Source organism: Actinophytocola gossypii, from assembly GCF_025165815.1.
GTDB classification, from domain to species: Bacteria; Actinomycetota; Actinomycetes; order Mycobacteriales; family Pseudonocardiaceae; genus Actinophytocola; species Actinophytocola gossypii.
This window is the reverse complement of the sequence record NZ_JAFFZE010000025.1, coordinates 63,253-83,402: the sequence shown is the minus strand read 5'-3', so window position 1 is coordinate 83,402 and position 20,150 is coordinate 63,253. Positions and strand designations below refer to the sequence as shown.

Here is a 20,150-nt window from a genome sequence, read left to right as displayed (position 1 = left end):
GAAGAACTGTTGCCCGATCAGGGACAGGAGGTTCCGCTCTCCGTGGCGGCGAGGAGTCGTTCTCCCCAGCCGCGCACGTAGTCGACGGCTTCGGGCGGGCCGTGGACGACGAAGGGGGCTTCGACGGCTCCCAGGCAGAACGTGGCCCAGTCGAGAGCGGCCGCCGGGATGTACACCGCGCAGGACGTGTCGTCGATGCGCTCCACGGTCCCGTACCGCCCGACCTCCCGCTCGACCCGTTCGGCCGGTGCCTGAACCGTCGCGCGGACCGGATATCTCGCTGGCATCGACCTGATCCGAGCACGCACGTACTCGACCGGATCGGGGTGCGGAAGCTCCCGCGGCGCGAACCTCCGGCCGCTCCGGATCGGGTTGTCGATCCGGTCGATGCGAAAGACGCGCCAGTCCGCTCTGTCCTGATCCCAGGCGATCAGGTACAGGCGGTGGTCCACGCCGACCGTCCGGTGCGGGTGGACGGTCCGCTCGGCGGCCCGACCGTCCCGCGTCCGGTAGGTCAACCGCAGCGTCTCGTTGTCGCGGCAGGCCAGTGCGACGGTCGTCAACGTCGCGACATCGGTGATGCCCGTCCGCTGTCGCTCCGCCCGAGGCGTGGTCACACCTCGCAGGCTGTCGATGCGGCGGCGGATGCGCACGGGAAGCACCTGCACGATCTTCGCCATCGCGCTGACCGCGGCGTCCGCCGACGTCGGGTGGAGGCCGGAGGCGATCTCCTTGAGCCCCATGACCCACCGCGGCGGCCTCGTCCTCGTCGAGCACCAGCGGCGGAAGCGACGCGCCAGGGCTGAGCTGGTAGCCCCCGCCGGTTCCCCTCGTCGTGGTGATCGGGTACCCGAGTTCCTGGAGGTTGTCGACGTCGCGCCGGAGCGTGCGCCGGCTGACACCGAGCCGGCGGGCGAGTTCGTCGCCGGGCCAGTGGCGCCGGCGCTGCAGCAGGCCGAGGAGTTCGAGCGCTCGGGTGCTCGTGGACACCCCGGGAGCCTAGCTCGACTTGTGGCCACATCCTGTCCACAAGCCCGGTGACGATGGGACGTACCACCGAAACAGGAACAAAGGACCGCTGATCATGCGCATTCTCGTCACCGGAGCCACCGGCAACGTCGGCCGGCACATCGTCGCCCAGCTCCAGGACGCGGGTCACGAGGTTCGCGCCCTCACCCGCGATCCGGCGAAGGCCGCGTTGCCGCCCGGAGTCGAAGCGGTCGCCGGCGACCTGAGCGACGCCGGCACGCTCGAGGACGCCTTCCACGGCGTCGAGGCCGTCCACCTGATCACCTTCGCCGGCGACGGTCAGGACGACCTGACCAACGGCTCGGACCTCGTCGCCCTCGCCGAACGCAGCGGTGCCCGGCGCGCGACCGTGCTCGGCGGCTGGTCCCCGACCAGCGTCGAGAGCGCCCTCGCCGCGGGCGACCTCGACTGGACGATCGTGCAACCCAAGGAGTTCATGGGCAACGCCCTCGAGTGGGCGGACGAGATCCGCGCCAACCGCACCGTCTCGATGCTCGCCGACTACCCCAGCGCCGTCGTGCACGAGGCCGACATCGCCGCCGTCGCCGTCCGCGCGCTGACCGAGGACGGACACGGCGGCCGGAACTACCCGCTGAGCGGCCCGGAAGCGCTGACCCCCGAGGAGCGAACCCGGATCCTCGCCGAGGCCACCGGCCAGGACATCACCTTCGTCCAGCTCGACGAGGAAGGCGAACGCGCCAGGCTGCGCGGCTACGGATACGACGACGACTACGTGGAGTTCGGCATCCAGCTCGCGACCAGCCCACCCGGGGTCGCCGGGGTCGTCCTGCCCACGGTCGAAGACGTCACGGGACGTCCCGCCCGGACCTTCGCGCTCTGGGCCGAGGAGAACGCCGACCGGTTCCGCGGCGTGCCATGAGCGTCAGACGTTGAAGCGGAACTCGACCACGTCGCCGTCGGTCAGCTGATCGTCTCCCAGTCTGGACCGGTGAACGGCTGGTGATCGTTAGCCATCCGCCCGGTGACCCGTGCGAGCAATCGGAAATGGAAACCCACCTTTGGCGGATTGGCCCGCAGAACCACGGCGTTCGAATCGGTAACGTTGTGCACGAGTTCGAGGAGAGGCTTGGGGACGTAGCCCAACGGAAGTGCGTCTTGGTCGGTGACGAGCAGCGCACGGCGATCGGCCGGGTTGTCCACCTGGTGCACGATGCGGAGGTGCTCGCCCGTGCGGAGCCGGGTGATCCGTTCCTGTGCCTCACTCGACTGGTAGCGCACACCGTGGACCAGGAAGTCGATGGACACCGTGCCGTCTGGCGAGATAGTGGGTGCCGGCACCACCTCGATCGTGTCTCCGACTCGGCGGCCGCCGCTCCGCTGCAGCACCTCGAACGGTGCCGCATCAACCGGCAGGCCGAGAGCTGTCATCGACATTTCTCGATCGGGCCGCCGCGCGGAGATCACGCGTTCGGCGAAGATCGGGAACAGGCGGTCGGAGGTATGGGAGCGGGTGGCGTCGCTCAGACCCGGCAGCGCTCGAAATCCATCCTCGATGACAGCTTTGCGCAGGTAGCGAAAGGTGTAGGTGTGGCCGTTGAAGGTCAGGAACCCCAAGGGCTGGTAGCTGGTCGTCTCAGGATCCCGACGGGTCACGAGCAGGCGGGAGGAGACCGGCGCAGCGAGCCCGGCATCGGTGGAGTCCGCAGCTGTAGTGGTCATGCCGTCAACCTCCTCTGGTTCTCCTGCAGGACCGTCTCTAGAAATGTACGTCGAGCCACCGACAGTCTCATCGTGGCTTCTGCGGCATCGAGCAGTTCTCCGACCCGCGCGGGGGCGAAACTCGCGATCCGGTCCAGCCACGTTCGCGCCTGCGTGCCGCCGAGGTCAACGGCTTTCAACGCGAGGTCGACAAGAGGCAGCCGGCGTCCGTTCTCGAAGCAGCGTGCCATCCCTCTGCGAGCGAACGTGACCGGATTGTGACGAGATAGGTCGTCTTCCCGGAGGCCAGAGGCGAGCGCGGAGCCGTGGTCGAACGTCGGAGCGAGGCGGCGCTCGCCGTCCCGCTCCAGCACTGCCCAGTTGATCGCGTGCCGATCGGTGTTGGCGATCCAGGCGTCGAACACGAGATAGCCGGCGAACACCGAGAACGCCGGTTCGTTGGCGAGGGTGGCCGGTCCGCCGCAGCCACGTAAAACCTCTCCGATATTCACCAGGTTGTGTCCTACCCGGTTCTTCGGTCGTTCGTCGAGTGAACAGGTTTCATAGCCGGGGCACTCCGAAAGCCGGACATCCCCGCTGTGGAGCTCCCACCCCGGCGGTGTGATGTTCCTGGAGATGATTCCCTCGGTGTCGTGCCGGCAGGCGAGTTCAACCTTCGCCGCAGGCAGTCCGATCGCCTCGGCTAAAGCGCTCGCCAGTAGCTCGGCCACGTCGTCGTGGCGGCGGTACTTGGATAGCTCCCCGACCTTCGCCGCCTTGTACAGCCAGAACCGGTCGAGTTCGGAGCGCTTCACATCGCTCGGACGCGCGATCCAGTCCTTGGGCTCGGCGCCTCCCGGTTCCTGGCTCATCACCAGCCAGTCGGACACGTCGACGATCTCGAACTTCACGAATCGAACGTACGCGACGGGTCCAGCACCTGATCAGACGTTGAAGCGGAACTCGACCACGTCGCCGTCGGTCATGACGTAGTCCTTGCCCTCCATGCGGACCTTGCCGGCCGACTTGGCCGCGGCCATCGAGCCGGCCTCGACCAGGTCGTCGTAGGAGACGATCTCCGCCTTGATGAAGCCGCGTTCGAAGTCGGTGTGGATGACGCCGGCCGCCTGGGGAGCCGTCCATCCCTTGTGGATGGTCCACGCCCGCGACTCCTTCGGGCCGGCGGTCAGGTACGTCTGCAGGCCCAGCGTGTGGAACCCGGCCCGCGCCAGCGAGTGCAGGCCGGGTTCCTCCTGCCCGATCGACTCCAGCAGCTCGCGCACCGACGCCTCGTCGTCCAGCTCGAGCAGCTCGGCCTCCACCTTGGCGTCCAGGAACACCGCGTCCGCCGGGGCGACCAGGTCGGTCAGCTCCGCGCGGCGGGCGGTGTCGGAGAGCACCGTCTCGTCGGCGTTGAACACGTACAGGAACGGCTTCGTGGTCAGCAGCGTCAGGTCGCGCAGCACCGCCGTGTCCACTTCGGACCCGGCGGTGAACAGGGTGCGGCCGGAGTCGAGGACGGTCTTCGCCGTCTGCGCCGCCTCGAGCGCCGGTCGCGCCTCCTTGCGGGTGCGGGCCTCCTTCTCCAGCCTCGGCAGCGCGCGCTCCAGGGTCTGCAGGTCGGCCAGGATCAGCTCGGTGTTGATCGTCTCGATGTCGCTCGACGGATCCACCCGGCCGTCCACATGCACCACGTCGGGATCGTCGAACACGCGGATCACCTGGCAGATCGCGTCCGCCTCGCGGATGTTGGCCAGGAACTTGTTGCCCAGCCCCGCGCCCTCGGACGCGCCCTTGACCAGACCGGCGATGTCCACGAAGGACACCGTGGCGGGGACCACACGCGCGCTCTCGAACATCCGGGCGAGCACGGACAGTCGCGGATCCGGCAGCGGAACCACTCCGACGTTGGGCTCGATCGTCGCGAACGGGTAGTTCGCCGCCAATGCGTCGTTACTGGTCAGGGCGTTGAATAGGGTCGACTTGCCGACGTTGGGCAGGCCGACGATCCCGAGGGTCAAACTCACGACGCGTGAGTCTACGGACACGGGTCCGGCGGTCTGCGTGCGCCAATGCGTTACCCGATCAGGTGTAGCGGAAGCGCTACACAGAGCGACCCAGTAGACGGAGTGTTCTCGTTGTTGCAGAACAGAAAGCAGGATTACCCCGTTTGGACGCTAGTCAGTGTGGTGTTACTCAACAACACTCCGTGAGCACCTCTGATCTCGTACGAAGGACGTGGGATGACCCATCGTGACTCGCGCGGGCGAGGCAGAACCGGCCTCGCCGCGGCGTTCACCGCCGCCGTGGTCGGCGTCTCGCTGGCCGCGCTGCCGACCACCGCGGCCGCCGCGCCGGCCGCTCCACCACCACAGACCCCCGACGTCGGCGCCGAGCTCGGCAAGCAGGACCGCGACATGCTCGACGTGGCCCGCAGCGAGGGCAAGCGCACCGTCGAGATCCAGGTGATGGCCGACAAGGGCACGGCCGCCGAGCTCACCGCCCAGGGCGCGAAGATCCGGTACCGGGCCGACGACCTCGGGTACCTCCGGGCCGAGGTGCCGATCGACGCGGTCGAGAAGATGGTCAAGATCCCCGGCGTCGACGCGCTCAACGTCGACCGGGTCATCGAGCTCGACGACCCGCGGCCGGCCGGCATGGACGACCCGTCGCCGCAGCCGCCGCCCGGCGCGGACACGCCCAGGGTCAACCCGTACATGCCCACCGGCGACACCGGCGCCGCCCAGTTCGTCGAGCGCAACCCGAAGCTCGACGGCCGCGGCGTGACCGTCGGCATCGTCGACACCGGTGTCGACCTCGCCCACCCGTCGCTGAACACCACCAGCACCGGCGAGGACAAGATCGTCGACTGGGTCACCGGCACCGACCCGGGCTTCACCAACGGCGTCAACAACGACGACGACCCGACGTGGATCGACATGTCCAGCCCCGCGCCCGGCCAGCCGGACGGCTACCGCTACGGCGTGTTCGACGAGCGCGACCCGCGCCTGGGTGGCGAGCTGGGCAACGACGTCAACCGCGACGGCAACCCGAACGGCAGCATCGGCACCTTCGGCGTGCTGTGGGACCCGGCCACCAACACCGTCTGGGTCGACACGAACCAGAACAAGAGCTTCGACGACGAAACCGGCATGACCGACTACAAGGTCAAGAAGGACATCGGCACCTTCGGTGAGGACGACCCGTCCACGCCGGTCGCCGAGGAGATGCCGTTCGTCGTCCAGACCAGCCCGGAAACCGAGTCGGTGAACATCGGCATCGTCTCCGGCGCGCACGGCTCGCACGTCGCCGGCATCGTCGCCGCGAACGAGATGTTCGGCGGCGAGATGTCCGGCGCGGCCCCCGGCGCCAAGCTCGTCTCGGTCCGCGCGTGCCTGTTCGTCACCGGCTGCACCGCGCACGCCCTGGACGAGGGCATGATCTACGCCGCGCGCGACGCGAACGTCGACGTGATCAACATGTCGATCGGCGGCCTCGACCTGATCAACGACGGCCAGACCGTCCGCGAGCTGCTCTACAACGAGCTGATCGAGACCTACGACGTGCAGATGTTCATCTCCGCCGGCAACAGCGGCCCCGGCCTCAACACCCTCGGCTCGCCGTCGGCGGCCAGCAAGGTCGTCAGCGTCGGCTCCTACATCTCCAAGGCGACCTGGCAGCGCAACTACGGCTCGGACGCCGCCGACGAGGACAACCTGCACGGCTTCTCCTCGCGCGGCCCGCGGGAGGACGGCGGGTTCAAGCCGAACATCATCGCGCCGGGTGCGGCCATCGCGCCGATCCCGACGTTCATGGCCGGCGAGCCGGTCGGCGGCACCTACGAGCTCCCGCCGGGCTACGGCATGCTCAACGGCACCTCGATGGCCTCGCCGCAGTCCGCCGGTGTCGCCGCGCTGCTGCTCAGCGCCGCGATCCAGCGCGACGTCGAGCACAGCCCGGCGCAGCTGCGCCAGGCTCTCATCTCGACCGCCCGGTTCATCCCCGGCTACGCGGCCTTCGAGCAGGGCAACGGCCTGATCGACACGAACAAGGCGTGGAAGGCGCTGCGGGCGAACATCGACACCGTCGACATCACCTCGTCGGTCGAGGTCAACACGGTGCTGTCCGACTTCCTGGCCACCCCGGGCGTCGGCACCGGCATCTACGACCGCGAGGGCGTCACGTCCGGCGACCGGTACACCCGCGACTACACGCTCACCCGCACCTCGGGCCCGGCGCACCCGCTGACCTACAAGGTCCGCTGGGTCGGCAACGACGGCACGTTCCGGTCGGACAACCGGGTCACGCTGCCGCTGAACAGCGCGGTGAAGTTCCGCGTGACCGTCAACCCGAGGTCGGCCGGCGTGCACTCGGCGATCATGAACCTGGACAGCCCGACGAGCACGGGCATCGAGTTCCAGACGCTGAACACGGTGATCGCGGCCGAGGACTTCACCGAGTCGGGCGGCTACCAGATCCGCCACGGCGGCGAGATCGGCCGCAACGAGACGGAGAGCTACTTCGTCCGGGTGCCGGCGAACACCCCGGCGCTGAAGGTCGACCTGGCCGGTGGCGGCGAGGCGGACGGCGCGGGCCAGGTCCGGTTCCTGCGGTTCCACCCGTACGGCGTCGGCCTGGAGAACAACACCACGCCGAACTGCTACAACCCGCCGGTGCCGCCGGCGAACGCGTGTGACGCGGGCAGCCCGACCAGCCGGACGGTCACCAACCCGCTCCCGGGCGTGTGGGAGATCGCGGTGGAGGCCAGGCGGACCTCGGACGCCGCGTTCGCGCCGTACACGCTGACCATGTCGGTGCTCGGCGCGACGGTCGAGCCGAGCCAGGACGTCATCCCGTCCGCACAGCTCGGCCAGCCGGTCGAGCGGGAGTACACGCTGACCAACGCGTTCGGCCAGTTCAACGGCCGGGCGACCGGCACGCCGCTGGGCAGCGCGCTGATCGACACGCCGACCATCGCCGACGGCGAGGAGCAGCAGTTCCCGGTCACCGTCGCGGAGGGCGCGACCGAGCTGCGGGCCAAGATCGGCAACACCGCCGACCTCGGCGCCGACCTCGACCTGTACGTGTTCGACTGCACCAGCGGGTCGTGCGTGCAGGCCGGCGTCACCGCGGACGGCGACTCCGAGGAGGAGGTCAGGATCGCGAACCCCACGCCCGGCCAGTGGGTCGTGCTGGTGTTCGCCTACGCGGTCCCGGCCGGGGAGACCACGTACGACTACGTCGACGTGTTCACCAGCCCCTCCTACGGCGCGATCGAGATCGACGACGCCGACGCGGACCGCCCCGGCGGCTCGTCGTGGACGGTCACCGGCACGGTCACGCCGGGTGTCGTCCCGGCCGACGGCCGGGTGCTGTACGGCAACGTCCAGGTCCGCACGGACGCGGACTCGCTCGTGGGCACCGGTGACGTGATCATCGAGTCGGTCACCTCGTAGGTTCCGGCGACTCCAGGGCCGCTCCCGCACGCCGGGGGCGGCCCTGGTGCATGTCCGTTTCCCGCTAGCTCGGGTGCGGGCGCGGGGGCAGCATGGGCACGTGCGAATCGACGAGGAGCAGGGCTACCGGGCGTCGGCGTCGCGGGACGCCCGGTTCGACGGGCAGTTCATCGTGGGCGTGCGGACCACCGGGATCTACTGCCGGCCGTCCTGCCCGGCCATCACCCCGAAGCGGCGGAACATGCTGTTCTTCCCGACAGCGGCCGCCGCGCAGCAGGCCGGGTTCCGGGCGTGCCGGCGCTGCCTGCCGGACTCGGTGCCCGGCTCGCCGGAGTGGAACCTGCGTGCCGACCTGGCCGGCCGGGCGATGCGGCTGATCAGCGACGGCGTGGTGGAGCGCGAGGGCGTGCCCGGGCTCGCCCGCCGGGTCGGGTACTCCGAGCGGCACCTGAGCCGGGTACTGGCCGCCGAGCTTGGCGCCGGCCCGCTGGCGCTGGCCCGCGCGCACCGGGCGCACTCGGCGCGGCTGCTGATCGAGACCACCGACCTGGGGTTCGCCGACGTGGCGTTCGCGGCCGGGTTCGCGAGCGTGCGCCAGTTCAACGACACCATCCGCGCGGTGTTCGCCACCACGCCGTCCGGGCTGCGGCTGGCGGCCAGGCGGCGGTCGCGGTCGGCGGCACCCGCGCCGGGGAAGGTGACGCTGCGGCTGGCGTACCGGGAGCCCTACGACGCGGCCGGGGTGCTCGCGTTCCTGGCCGCGCGGGCGGTGCCGGGTGTGGAGTCCGTCGAGGACGGCGAGTACGCGCGGACGCTGCGGCTCGCGCACGGCACCGGGACCGCGCGGGTGCGGCCGGCCGACGGGCACCTGCTGTGCACGCTGCGGCTGACCGACATGCGCGACCTGGGCAGCGCGGTGTCCCGGCTGCGGCGGCTGTTCGACCTGGACGCCGACCCGGGCGCGGTCGGTGAGGTGCTCGGCGCGGACCCGGCGCTGGCGGCGTCGGTGGCGGCGGTGCCCGGCCTGCGGCTGCCGGGGAGCGTGGACGGCGCGGAGATCGTGACCAGGGCGCTGCTGGGGCAGCAGGTCACGGTGGCGGCGGCCCGCACGGCCCTGGGCGCGCTGGCGGCGGCGCTGGGGGAGCCGCTGTCGAGCCCGGACGGTGCGCTGACGACGCTGTTCCCGGCGCCGTCGGCGATCGCGACCGGTGGCGAGTCCGTGCTGACCGGGCCGAGGCGGCGGATCGACACGGTGCTGGCGGTCAACGCGGCGCTGGCGGCGGGGGACCTGGACGTGCACGTCGGCGCGGACGCCGACGAGCTGTCGGCGGCCCTGCGCTCGTTCTCCGGTGTGGGCCCGTGGACCGCCGGGTACGTGCTGATGCGGGTGCTGGGCGCCCCGGACGTGCTGCTGTCCACCGACGTGGCCCTGCGCAAGGGCGCCGCCGCCCTCGGTCTCCCCGTCGACCCCGCCGCCCTCACCGCCCGGGCCGAAGCCTGGCGCCCCTGGCGCTCGTACGCCGGCATGCACCTCTGGCGCGCGAGCTGAACGCGGTGAAGGACACCTTCATCGCACTGGTCACGGGCAGCCGCAGGAGTTCCGGTGCACGAACGTGGTCGGCAGGCGTTTGGTGACCGGGGGGCGGTCCGGGTCGGCGATGCGGTCCAGCAGGAGGCGCACGGCGAGGCGGCCCATCTCCTCGACGGGCTGGGCCACGGTCGTCACCGGCGGGTCGAGCAGTTCGGCCCAGTCGACCTCGTCGTAGCCGACGACCGCGAGGTCGTGCCCGACCTTCAGCCCGCGCCGGCGGCACTCGTGCAGCACGGCGGAGAGCGTCGCGTTGTTGCCCGCGACCACCGCGGTCGGCGGGTCGTCCAGGTCCAGCAGGGCATCGAGCCCCGCGCCGGTCACCACGAGCTCCTCGTCCCAGGTGAGCCGGGAGCGGCCCAACCCGAGCCGGTAGCCGAGCACCCGCTCGGACGTCGTCGCCAGGCCGGGCGCGCCGCTGACCATCCCGATCCGCCGGTGCCCGAGGTCGGCGAGGTGCCGGACCAGACCCGAGGTGGCGTAGACGTTCTCCGGGCCGACCTGGTCGATGTCCTGGCTGGTGGTCAGCCGGTCGAGCAGCACCACCGGGAACCCGAGCCGGCGCAGCTCCGGCAGCACGGCGCCGGACGCGCCGGGCGACGGGGTGAGGATCAGCCCGTCCACCCGCCGGGAGCGCAGCGTGCGCACCGCGGCCTGCTCGGCGCCCGGGTCGTCGTGCGTGTCGGCGAGCACCAGCGTGTACCCCGACCGGGTGGTCTCGTGCTCGATCGCGCGGATCAGGTCGGCGAAGTACGGGTTGGTGACCAGGGAGATCGCCACCCCGAGCGTGCGGGTGCCGCCGGTGACCAGGGAGCGCGCGATGGCGTCCCCCGTGTAGCCGGTGCGCTCGATGGCGTCGAGTACCTTGGTCCTGGTCTCCGGGGCGACCGAGCGCGTGGAGTTGACCACGTGCGAGACCGTGGTGATGGACACGCCGGCCAGCGCGGCGACGTCCTTCATGGTGACCACGTCGGACTCCTGGATCGATACGGCCGCAAGCGGTTGCGCAAACGGTTGCGCAACCGTACAGAGATCAATAACTTCCCCGCAAACCGCCTCGCCGTGGAGGTACCCATGCGTCCCGTCGTCACCGTCGGCCTGTGCACGGTCGACCTGGTCCAGCGGGTCGAGCGACTGCCCGAACCGGGCCAGAAGGTGCAGTCCGCGTCGGTGGACCTCGCCGCGGGCGGTCCGGCCGCGAACGCCGCCGTCGCGGTGGCCGCGCTCGGCGGCGACTCCCGGTTGTCCACTGTGCTCGGCTCGCACCCGTTGGCACGACTGGCGTTCCAGGATCTGACCGCGTGCGGCGTGACGGTGACCGACGTGCTCCCGTACCGGGTGGCGCCGCCCGCGGTGAGCGCCGTGTCGGTGCGCGAGTCCGACGGCGAGCGCACCGTGGTGTCCCACAACGCGTCCGGCGTGACGGCCACCGCGGACATCGACGTCACCGGCGCGGGCGCGCTCCTGCTCGACGGCCACCACCCCGAACTCGCGCTCCGGGCGGCGACCGCGGCCCGCGCGGCGGGTGTTCCGGTGGTCCTGGACGCCGGCAGCTGGAAACCGGTGCTGGCCGAGCTGCTGCCCCTGGTCGACGTGTGCGCGTGCTCGGCGGCGTTCGAGCCCCGGGCGGAGCTGACCAACCCGGTCGTGATCCGCACCGCCGGCCCGGAACCCGTCCACTGGTCGACGGCGTCCTCCTCGGGCGAGGTCCCGGTCCGCGCCACCGACGCCCGCGACACCGTGGGCGCGGGCGACGTCTGGCACGGTGCCGCCGCGCTGGCCGTCGCCCGCCTCGGCCGGGTCCCCGGCGCCGCCGACCTGCCGTCCCTGATCGCCTACGCCAACGAGGCGGCGGCGATCCGCGTCGCCCACGAGGGCCCGAGGACGTGGGTGCTCCCGATGCGCGGGCTGGCGTCGTGAACGTCGCCCACCTGGTCGCCCGCGCCCGCGAGCTGATGCGGTCCGAACGCGCGATCCTCGGCATCTGCGGCGCGCCCGGCGCCGGCAAGTCCACCCTGGCCGAGCTCCTGGTGGCCGACCTGGGCCCGGCCGCGGTGTACCTGGGAATGGACGGCTTCCACCTGGCCCAGGTCGAACTGGACCGTCTCGGCCGGACCGACCGCAAGGGCGCCCCCGACACCTTCGACGCGGCCGGTTACGTCAACCTCCTGTCCCGCCTGCACGCCCGCCCCGACGAGGTCGTCTACGCGCCGGTGTTCCGCCGCGACCTGGAGGAACCGATCGCCTGTGCCGTCCCGGTCCCGCCCGAGGTCAGGCTGGTGGTGACCGAAGGCAACTACCTGCTCCTGCCCGACCCCCCGTGGAACGCGGTCCGCCCGCTGCTGACCGAGTCCTGGTTCCTGGCCCCCGACGAGGACGAACGCCGCACCCGCCTCCGCGCCCGCCACGAGTCCTTCGGCCGCACCCCCGAGGAGGCCACCCACCGCACCCTGGGCTCCGACGAACGCAACGCCGCACTTGTCCACACCACCCGCGACTACGCCGACCTGGTGATAACCACCTAGCTCCGCCCCGAAACCGTCGGTCCCACCCGGTAGCGTTGAAACCGGGGGGGCCCCCGGTGGCCCCGGGGTGCTTTCGACGCGCTCGCGCGGGCCGCCCGGGTCAGGAAATCAGCTCCACGGTGGACCCCGTGCGCGACTTCCGCACCCGCAGCCGGGTCGGAATGCGTTGCCGGAGTTCCTCCACGTGCGACACCAGCCCCACCACCCGCCCACCGGCACGCAGCTCGTCGAGCGTGTTCATCACCTCGTCCAGCGTGTCCGCGTCGAGCATGCCGAACCCCTCGTCCACGAACAGCGTGTCGAGCAGCGCGCCGCCCGTCTCCGCCGCCACCACGTCCGCGAGCCCCAGCGCGAGCGCCAACGACGCGAGGAACGTCTCCCCGCCGGAGAGCGTCTTCGCCGGCCGCACCCGCCCCGAGTAGTCGTCCAGCACGTCGAGCCCCAGCCCGCCGCGCGTCCCCCGCGGCCCCGCCGCGTCGCTGTGCACGAACGAGAACCGGTCGTCGCTCATCCGCCGCAGCCGGGCGGTGGCCGCCACCGCGACCTCCTCCAGCCGCGCCGCCAGCACGTACGCGCGCAACGACATCTTCCGCGCGTTCTGCCCCCGCCCGTTCACCACGTCGGTCAGCGCCGACAACTCGGCGTGCTCGGCCTCCGCCGGCGCCAGCTCCGCCCACATCGTCCCCAGCCGCCCCGCCAACTCCGCGACGTCCGCCCGCGCCCGCCGCGCCACCCGCTCGTCCACCACGGCCTGCTCGTACGCCTCCCGCGCCCGCGCGAACGCCTCCGCCACCGCACCCACCGGCACGTCGAGCTCAGGGTCCACATCGGACAGCGAAGCCAACTCGCGCCGCGCCGCGACCTCCCGACCCCGCGCGTCGTCCAGCTCCCGCTCGAGCCGCGCCACCACCGCGTCCGACCGAGCCGCCCCCACCGCCGCCGCGAGCCCGTCGAACCCAGCCGCGGTGACGGCCTCCGCCACCGCCTCCCGCTGCTCCGCGACCCGCCGCTCGGTCGCGTCCAACGCCGTGATCGCCGCCGCCACCGCGTCCAGTCGCTCGGCCGCGTCCAGCAGGAACCCCCGCCGCGCCCCGACGTCCGCGTGCGACCCGCGCGCCTCGGCCAACCGCGCCGCCCGCTCGGCGATCCGTTCGGCCAGCACCGCCCGCTCCCGTTCGTAGCCGGCCGCCCGGGTCTCCGCGGCCCGCCGCCGCTCCCGGACGTCCTCCGCCTCCCGCTCCAACTCCGCGACCCGTCGTGCCGCCGCGCCGTGCCCCGCCGCCCGCGCCGCGCACGCGTCGTGCTCCGCCGACACCGCCGCCAACTCACCCGCCACGGAGTCGACGTCCCGATCCCCGACCCGCTCCAGCACCGCGTCGAGCCGCCGCTCCGCCTCCGCGAGCCGCTCCCGCGCCGCGTCCCGGGCGGCCTGCGCCCGCTGCTCGCGCCGCACCGCCACCCGCTCGTCCTCGGCGGTGACCCGTCCGACCTCCCCCTCGGCCGGCGCCGGATGCTCCCCGGACCCGCAGACAGGACAAGGGTTTCCGTCCTCCAGAGCGCCAGCCAGCTCCGCCGCCATCCCGTCCAGCCGCCGCTGCCGGATGTCCAGCAACGCCTCCCGCGCGTCCTGGTAGTCGTCGACGGCGTCCGCATGGGTCGCGCCAAGCGACCGCACAGCCTCCCGCGCGCTCGGCAGCGTCGCCACGTCCGCCGCCAGGGCCGCGAGCTGGACCTTCCTGGACGCCAACGAGGCCAACGAGTCCGCCGCCCGGCTCGCCTCGGCGACCAGCCCCCGAGCCTCCTCGATTTCCTCCGGTAGGGCGGAAAGCCGCTCACCGCAGGCCAGCACCACCTCCCGCTCCGCACCGACCCGAGTGGACAGTTCCCCCACCGCGCCCTGGTCGACCCCCTGCCGCTCCTCCTCGGCCACGAGCGCCGCGAGCGCCCCCGCCTCCTCCCGCAGACGCCCCGCCTCGTCCCGCGCCCAACCCCCGGGCGAAGGTTCGTCGCCATCCGCCAGGTCCGGGCCGTCGATGAGCGGCGCCTCGTTCCGTGTCGAGTCGCCCGCCGCCGACGGTCCCGCTTCACCGAGGTCCGGGGCGTCGATGAGCGGCGCCTCGTTCCGTGTCGAGTCGCCCGCCGAGCCGCCCCGGGACAGCCGGTCCGCGTCGATCCACGGCGGCAGCTCCGCGAACCGCTTCTCCACGAGCACCCCCGCTCTGCCCGCCAGCCCCTCCACCCGTTCCAGCTCCCGCGCCACCGGCACCACACTCGCCGCCCGCCGCGCCGCCGCCAGCTCGGCACGCCACGCCGCCCGCTCCGCCGCCCCCGACTCCAGCGCCACCAGCTCCGCCCGCGCGACCCGCGCCCGCCGCACCCGTTCCGCGAGCTCCCGCACCGCCAGGAACTCCGCCTCCGCCCGATCCCGCTCCGCCGCGGCCGCCAGCTCCTTGGTCACCGCCTCCGACGCCGCCGTCTCCGTCGACGCGACCAGCTCCGCCAGCCACGCCGGCCCCGCGTCCTCCGGCGGCTCCGCACCGACCACCTGCGCCAACCGCGCCACCAACCGCCCGCACTCGACGCGACGGTCCGCCAGCGCCCGTCCCCGCTCCGCCCGGCGATCCCGGAACCACTGCTCCACCAGCGCGAAGTGCTGCGTACCGAACAGCTTCTCCAGCAGCTTCTCCCGCTCCGCGGTCTCCGCCAACAGGAACCGCGCGAAGTCCCCCTGCGGCAGGAGCACCACCTGGAAGAACTGCTCCTTGCTCATCCCGAGCAGCCGCTCCACCGTCCGGCCGACCTCGTCGAGCCGGGTCACGCCGTCCGGCGCGTGCCCACGCGGCGCGTCACCCACCCAAGTGAGTGACGCGCGGGCCTGCTGCCGGGTGGTACCGCCACCGCGCTTCTTCGGCCGCTCGTACTCCGGACAGCGCACCAGCCGCAACCGGTGCCCCCGCACCGTCAACTCCAGCCGCACCTCCGTCGCGACGTGCGGGTCCGCGTAGTCGCACCGCAGCCGCTTCGCCTGGTCCCGCATCCCCGGCACCCCGCCGAACAGCGCGAACGCCACCGCGTCCAGCAGCGTCGTCTTCCCCGCGCCGGTGTCCCCGTGCAGCAGGAACAACCCGTCCGCGCCGAGCCGGTCGAAGTCCACCACCTCGTGCCCGGGATACGGCCCGAAGGCCGTCACCGCCAGCCGGTGCAGCCTCACGCCGCTCGGTTCGCGCGCTGCCGGGCGAGCTCCGCGCGCTCCTCGTTCGCCACCGCCGCCAGCGCCTCCCGCAGCAGCGCCGACTCGCCGGCCGACGGCTCCGCGCCCCGGCAGTCCTCGACGAACTGGCAGGCCACGTCGTGGTCGGACCGGCTGCGGGTGGCCGTCGTGTAGGTCAGGGACGCCGCCAGCGGGCCGCCAGCCGGCCGCCAGTCCAGGTGCACCGCGTGCCGGAACCGCTCCTGCAGCCGGCGCAGCGCGTCGGTCGGCCGCACGTGGTCGGTCAGCTCCACCGACAGGTAGTGCTCGCGCACCGCCTCGTGCGCCGGGTCGGCCAACAGGTCGGCCAGCGTGCCGCGCAGCGTCGACAGTGCCCGCGGCACCGGCAGCTCCCGCCGCTCCACCCCGGCGAGTCCGCCGGCGTCCAGCTCCACCAGCCACACCGACTTGCGGTGCCGGGCCTCGGAGAACGAGTACGCGAGCGGGCTGCCCGAGTACCGCAGGTGCTCCGCCAACCGCTGCGGCCCGTGCAGATGACCCAGCGCCACGTAGTCCACCCCGTCGAACACCGCCGACGGAACCTGCTCGACCCCGCCGACCGCGATCGTCCGCTCCGACGCGCTCGGACTACCACCGGTGACGAACGCGTGCGCGAGCACCACTGACCGGGTGCCTTCGCCACGTGCGGCGAGATCCGCGCGAACGCGGTCCATCGCCGCGGTCAGCACCCCGGCGTGCCCGCCGGCCTCGACCTCGAGCGCGTGCCGCGACGGCTCCGGCTCCAGGTACGGGATCCCGTACAGGGCAACGGGTCCGTCGGCGTCGGCGAGCAGCACCGGCCGGCCGAGTTCGGCCACCCTGGTGCGCAGGTGCAACCCGCCCGCGGCGGCGAACCCGGCGAACGCCCCCAGCCGGGGCGCCGAGTCGTGGTTACCGGGCGTGATCACCAGTTCGGCGCCCGCCGACCTGATCCGGTCGAGTATCCGGGTGCAGGCCGCCACCGCCTCGCCGGACGGCACCGCGCGGTCGTAGAGGTCGCCGGACACCACCACGACGTCCACCCGCTCGTCGGTGACGAGGTCGGCCAGGCCGCCGAGCACCGCCTCCTGGTCGGCGAGCAGGTCGCGGCCGTGGAACATCCGCCCCACGTGCCAGTCGGAGGTGTGCAGCACCCGCATGCCGGACAAGTTAGGCCCGCCGGCCCGCGAAACGCGGGAGGCACGCCACGCCGATTGTCGGTGCCCCGCGCGATGATGGAGCGCGTCCGCCCCGGCCAGGAGAGGAGACCACCGGTGGCCGCTGTGTTCGGCACCGTCGCCGTCGTGCTGTTGCTGCTGATCGTCGCCGGTGCGGCGCTGTTCCACCGGCTCTACGCCGACAGCCAGCGCCGGCTGGACGCGGCCACGCTCGCCGTGCGGCAGGAACGCGACCGCACCGACGCGCACGCGGCCGCGCTGCGCCGGTACGAGGTCACGTTCGCCTCCATCCACGGCCGAGGCGAGCTGGGCGAGCGCGCGCTCGTGGAGACCGCCCGCGCACTCGGTCTACGCGAGGGCCTGCACTTCTCCGTGCAGACCGACGTCGGCGGCGGCGGTTCGGTGCGCCCGGACATGCTCCTGCTCGTCGGCGACGGCCGCCGGGTGCCGGTCGACGCGAAGATGAGCATCGCGTGCTGGATCGAGGCGGTGGAGACCGACGACGCCGACGAGCGGATGGACGCGTTGCGCGTGCACGTCCGCAACATCCGCTCGCGGGCGGCCGAGCTGGCCGGCAAGGGCTACCAGCGCTGGGCGGACGCGATCTACGGCACGGTGATGTTCGTCCCGTCCGACGCGGCGGTGGTGGCCGCGATGGACGCCGACCCCGACCTGCTCCGCTGGCTGCTCGACCGCCGGGTGTTCGTGTGCGGGCCGACGGGCTTCGCGGTGATCGCGTCCGCGGCGATGCTCGCGGCGAGCGAGCGGGTCCTGGTCGAGGACATCGAGGCGGTGCGGGCGCACGCGGCGGCCGCGCACCGGGCCGCGGAGGGCGCGGTCGACGCGGTGAACGTGTCGACGACGCACCTGCAGCGGTTCCTGCAGGCGCGGCGCCGGGAGCTGGACGCGCTGACCCAGTTCACCGGCGCGGTCGCCCCGCTGACCGAGGCCGCCGCCAGCCCCACCCCCGTTCCGGTGGTGCGGCGGGCCGACGAGGTCGTGGCGGTGCGCGACCCCGAGTACTGACGCAAGACGCTGGCAAGAACTGGCAGAAATTCCGTGTACCCGCTGTGACCACAAGTCCCTCGATAGTGGGAACCGATTTGTCCGAACCGGAGGTGTCATCCACTGGTCGACCACTGATAACCGAACAGCGACCGTCCCGAGAGGCCGGCAGCGGACAGTAGGCGCGATGTGTCCTGCTTCACATCATCGTGTGGAGTGGACAGCGTCGTTTCCAGAACGGCGGTCAACAGGCGCAACGGACCTACTAACGTGTGCGCCGTGACCGCGACCCGCGATCGCCGGAGCGATCCTGCAGAAGACGCCGAGACGGCGTGGGACGACCGTCCGATCATCGGCACGTCTCGTGGCCTGCCGTGGTGGGGTGCGGTCGCGCTCGCCTTCGGCCTGGCTGTGGTCGGCGCGGTCGTCGACATGCTGATGGCGGGCTCGCTCGGCCTGATCTACCAGGGCACGTACCTGGTCGGCTGCGTGGGTGCGGTGGTGGCCGTGCGCCGCCGGAGCCTGTTCGGCCCGATGGTGCAGCCACCCCTGGTGTACGCGGTCACCGCGATCGGCGCGATCATCCTGTTCGGCGAGGAGACGAACGGCGGGACCATGCAGCGCCTGCTGGCCATCGCCCTCGACCTCACCAAGAAGTTCCCCACGATGGCGATCGCCACCGCGATCGCGGTGGCCGTTGGCTTCTACCGGCTGTGGAAGGAGCGGGACCCCAACCCGCCGGTCCGCGCCGCGGAGAAGGACCGCAAGAAGAACACGAAGAACCGCGCCGAGACTCCCGACCCCCGCCGCGACCGCCCGAGCAGGGACCGCGTGCCGCCCGCGTCCCGCAAGCCCACCCGCGACCGCCCCGACCCGGCTCCCGAGAAGGCGAAACGCGGCCGCCCCGATCCGGCGCCCGAGAAGGGAAAACGCGGCCGCCCACCCCGGGACCGCGACCGTGACCGCGCGGCCGACCGCTCCGCGGACCGCCGCGACCGAAGCGCTGGCGACCGCTCCTCCCGCGGCTCCCGAGGCCGCGACCAGCAACCCCCGCGCCGCCGCGACGCCGAGGACCGCCGCCCTCGCCGGGACGACCGCGGCGCTCCCTCCCGCCGCGACCGAGACGAGGGTGGCCGCGGCACTCCCCGCCCCCGTCGTCGTCCGCCGGAGCAGCACCGCTGAGCAGTGCCGTTGATCCCGCGGCAGGCCCGTTCCGTCGGGCCGAAGCCTGCCCCGCCACTTGGGCCGGCTACCCGGTCCCCCGCCCCCGTCCGCCGGGCCAGCACCGCTGACCAGTGCCGGTGACCCCGCGGCAGGCCCGTTCCGTCGGGCCGAAGCCTGCCCCGCCGCGTGGGCGGCTACCCGGTCCCCGCTCCCGTCCGCCGGGCCAGCACCGCTGAGGAGTGCCGTTGATCCCGCGGCAGGCCCGTTCCGTCGGGCCGAAGCCCGCGCCGCCACTTGGGCCGGCTACCCAGCGCCGTCCGGCAAGCCGGACAGCCTGGTCAGCGAACGGCGTCCTTCAGGTCGTTGTTCTTCAGTGCCTGCCGCAGTTCCCTCGGCAGCGCGAACGCGACCTTCTCGTTCGCCGTCGTCACTTCCTGGACGTCGGCCCAGCCGCGGTCCGCGAGCCAGGTCAGCAGGTCCATCACGAGGATGTCCGGGACCGACGCGCCGCTGGTCACGCCCACCGTCTCGACGCCGTCGAGCCAGGCCGGGTCGACCTCGCGCGCGTAGTCGACCAGGTACGACGCCCGCGCCCCCGCCTGCAGCGCCACCTCCACCAGCCGCTTCGAGTTCGACGAGTTGCGGGAACCCACGACCAGCACCAGGTCGCACTCGGCCGCCATCGCCTTCACCGCGACCTGCCGGTTCTGCGTCGCGTAGCAGATGTCGTCGCTCGGCGGATCCTGCAGCTCCGGGAAGCGGCCCTTGAGCTGGTTCACCCGTTCGAGGGTCTCGTCCACCGACAGGGTGGTCTGGGACAGCCACACCACCTTGGCCGGGTCGCGAACAGTGACCTTGTCCACATCCTCCGCCGTGTCCACCAGCTGGATGTGGGTCGGCGCCTCGCCGGCCGTGCCCTCGACCTCCTCGTGGCCCTCGTGGCCGATCAGCAGGATGTCGTAGTCGTCCCGGGCGAACCGCTTCGCCTCCTGGTGGACCTTCGTGACCAGCGGGCACGTCGCGTCGATCGTCCGCAGCTCGCGCTCAGCGGCCTGCTCGTGCACCGCGGGCGACACCCCGTGGGCGGAGAACACCACCAGCGCGCCCTCCGGCACCTCGTCGGCCTCCTCGACGAAGATCGCACCGCGCTCGGACAGGGTCTCGACCACGTGCTTGTTGTGCACGATCTCCTTGCGCACGTACACCGGCGGCCCGTACGTCTCCAGCGCCTTCTCGACGGTCACCACCGCTCGGTCGACGCCGGCGCAGTAGCCGCGTGGCTTGGCCAGCAAGACTCGCTTGGTCATGCCGTCCAGG

The 20,150-nt window shown here is 72.4% G+C and carries 15 protein-coding genes and 1 pseudogene; 7 read left to right on the top strand and 9 right to left on the bottom strand.

The annotated features are described in order from the left end of the window. Positions 1-17: 17 nt before the first annotated feature. Together JT362_RS30710 and JT362_RS35680 are read right to left on the bottom strand one after the other, a co-directional pair. Entirely contained in the window at positions 18-743 is a 726-nt protein-coding gene (locus JT362_RS30710; RefSeq protein WP_260195343.1) for a helix-turn-helix transcriptional regulator, read from the bottom strand. Between the two features lie 76 nt (positions 744-819). Then, positions 820-990 (bottom strand): annotated as a pseudogene (locus tag JT362_RS35680) (helix-turn-helix transcriptional regulator); the annotation flags it as partial. Positions 991-1,084: 94 nt separating this feature from the next. Between JT362_RS35680 and JT362_RS30705 the strand changes: the two are divergent. Further along, positions 1,085-1,909 (top strand): SDR family oxidoreductase, encoded by an 825-nt coding sequence (locus JT362_RS30705; protein WP_260195342.1) that lies wholly within the window; start codon positions 1,085-1,087, stop codon positions 1,907-1,909. 41 nt (positions 1,910-1,950) lie between these two features. On the opposite strand, the gene JT362_RS30700 is transcribed toward JT362_RS30705, so the two are convergent. Genes JT362_RS30700 through ychF form a run of 3 tightly spaced genes read right to left on the bottom strand, consistent with a single transcriptional unit; the run spans position 1,951 to position 4,715 of the window. Then, positions 1,951-2,709 (bottom strand): HIRAN domain-containing protein, encoded by a 759-nt coding sequence (locus JT362_RS30700; RefSeq protein ID WP_260195341.1) that lies wholly within the window; start codon positions 2,707-2,709, stop codon positions 1,951-1,953. Beyond that, positions 2,706-3,599, bottom strand: coding sequence for a HipA domain-containing protein (locus JT362_RS30695; RefSeq protein WP_260195340.1), 894 nt, complete (start codon positions 3,597-3,599; stop codon positions 2,706-2,708). The genes JT362_RS30700 and JT362_RS30695 overlap by 4 nt, the downstream gene beginning before the upstream one ends. Positions 3,600-3,632: 33 nt before the next feature. Next, positions 3,633-4,715, bottom strand: coding sequence for a redox-regulated ATPase YchF (gene ychF, locus JT362_RS30690; RefSeq protein ID WP_260195339.1), 1,083 nt, complete (start codon positions 4,713-4,715; stop codon positions 3,633-3,635). 216 nt (positions 4,716-4,931) lie between these two features. On the opposite strand from ychF, the gene JT362_RS30685 reads away from it, so the two are divergent. Both JT362_RS30685 and JT362_RS30680 read left to right on the top strand, forming a co-directional pair. Beyond that, positions 4,932-8,144 (top strand): S8 family serine peptidase, encoded by a 3,213-nt coding sequence (locus tag JT362_RS30685; protein ID WP_260195338.1) that lies wholly within the window; start codon positions 4,932-4,934, stop codon positions 8,142-8,144. Between the two features lie 100 nt (positions 8,145-8,244). Beyond that, positions 8,245-9,693: an AlkA N-terminal domain-containing protein gene (locus JT362_RS30680; protein WP_260195337.1), complete on the top strand. Its 1,449-nt coding sequence runs from the start codon at positions 8,245-8,247 to the stop codon at positions 9,691-9,693. 30 nt (positions 9,694-9,723) lie between these two features. Here JT362_RS30680 and JT362_RS30675 read toward each other — a convergent pair whose 3' ends face one another. Next, positions 9,724-10,692: a LacI family DNA-binding transcriptional regulator gene (locus JT362_RS30675; RefSeq protein ID WP_260195427.1), complete on the bottom strand. Its 969-nt coding sequence runs from the start codon at positions 10,690-10,692 to the stop codon at positions 9,724-9,726. 114 nt (positions 10,693-10,806) lie between these two features. Between JT362_RS30675 and JT362_RS30670 the strand changes: the two genes are divergently transcribed. Beyond that, the gene (locus JT362_RS30670; protein ID WP_260195336.1) at positions 10,807-11,652 is read left to right on the top strand and encodes a PfkB family carbohydrate kinase; all 846 of its coding nucleotides are present in this window, start codon (positions 10,807-10,809) and stop codon (positions 11,650-11,652) included. 35 nt (positions 11,653-11,687) lie between these two features. Beyond that, positions 11,688-12,257, top strand: coding sequence for a nucleoside/nucleotide kinase family protein (locus JT362_RS30665; RefSeq protein ID WP_260195425.1), 570 nt, complete (start codon positions 11,688-11,690; stop codon positions 12,255-12,257). A gap of 100 nt (positions 12,258-12,357) precedes the next feature. On the opposite strand, the gene JT362_RS30660 is transcribed toward JT362_RS30665, so the two are convergent. Continuing rightward, positions 12,358-15,468 (bottom strand): AAA family ATPase, encoded by a 3,111-nt coding sequence (locus tag JT362_RS30660; protein ID WP_260195335.1) that lies wholly within the window; start codon positions 15,466-15,468, stop codon positions 12,358-12,360. Continuing rightward, entirely contained in the window at positions 15,465-16,646 is a 1,182-nt protein-coding gene (locus JT362_RS30655; RefSeq protein ID WP_260195334.1) for an exonuclease SbcCD subunit D, read from the bottom strand. Before JT362_RS30655 ends, JT362_RS30660 begins: the two co-directional genes overlap by 4 nt. Positions 16,647-16,760: 114 nt before the next feature. Between JT362_RS30655 and rmuC the strand changes: the two genes are divergently transcribed. Together rmuC and JT362_RS30645 are read left to right on the top strand one after the other, a co-directional pair. After that, on the top strand, positions 16,761-17,690 hold the full coding sequence (rmuC, locus tag JT362_RS30650) for a DNA recombination protein RmuC (RefSeq protein WP_260195333.1): 930 nt from the start codon (positions 16,761-16,763) through the stop codon (positions 17,688-17,690). A gap of 258 nt (positions 17,691-17,948) precedes the next feature. Next, the gene (locus JT362_RS30645; protein WP_260195332.1) at positions 17,949-18,851 is read left to right on the top strand and encodes a DUF6542 domain-containing protein; all 903 of its coding nucleotides are present in this window, start codon (positions 17,949-17,951) and stop codon (positions 18,849-18,851) included. Between the two features lie 320 nt (positions 18,852-19,171). Here the strand turns inward: JT362_RS30645 and JT362_RS30640 are convergent, their stop codons facing one another. Beyond that, positions 19,172-20,140 carry a 4-hydroxy-3-methylbut-2-enyl diphosphate reductase gene (locus JT362_RS30640; protein WP_260195331.1) on the bottom strand — a complete coding sequence of 323 codons (969 nt, stop codon included), beginning with the start codon at positions 20,138-20,140 and terminating at the stop codon, positions 19,172-19,174. Between the last annotated feature and the right edge of the window lie 10 nt (positions 20,141-20,150).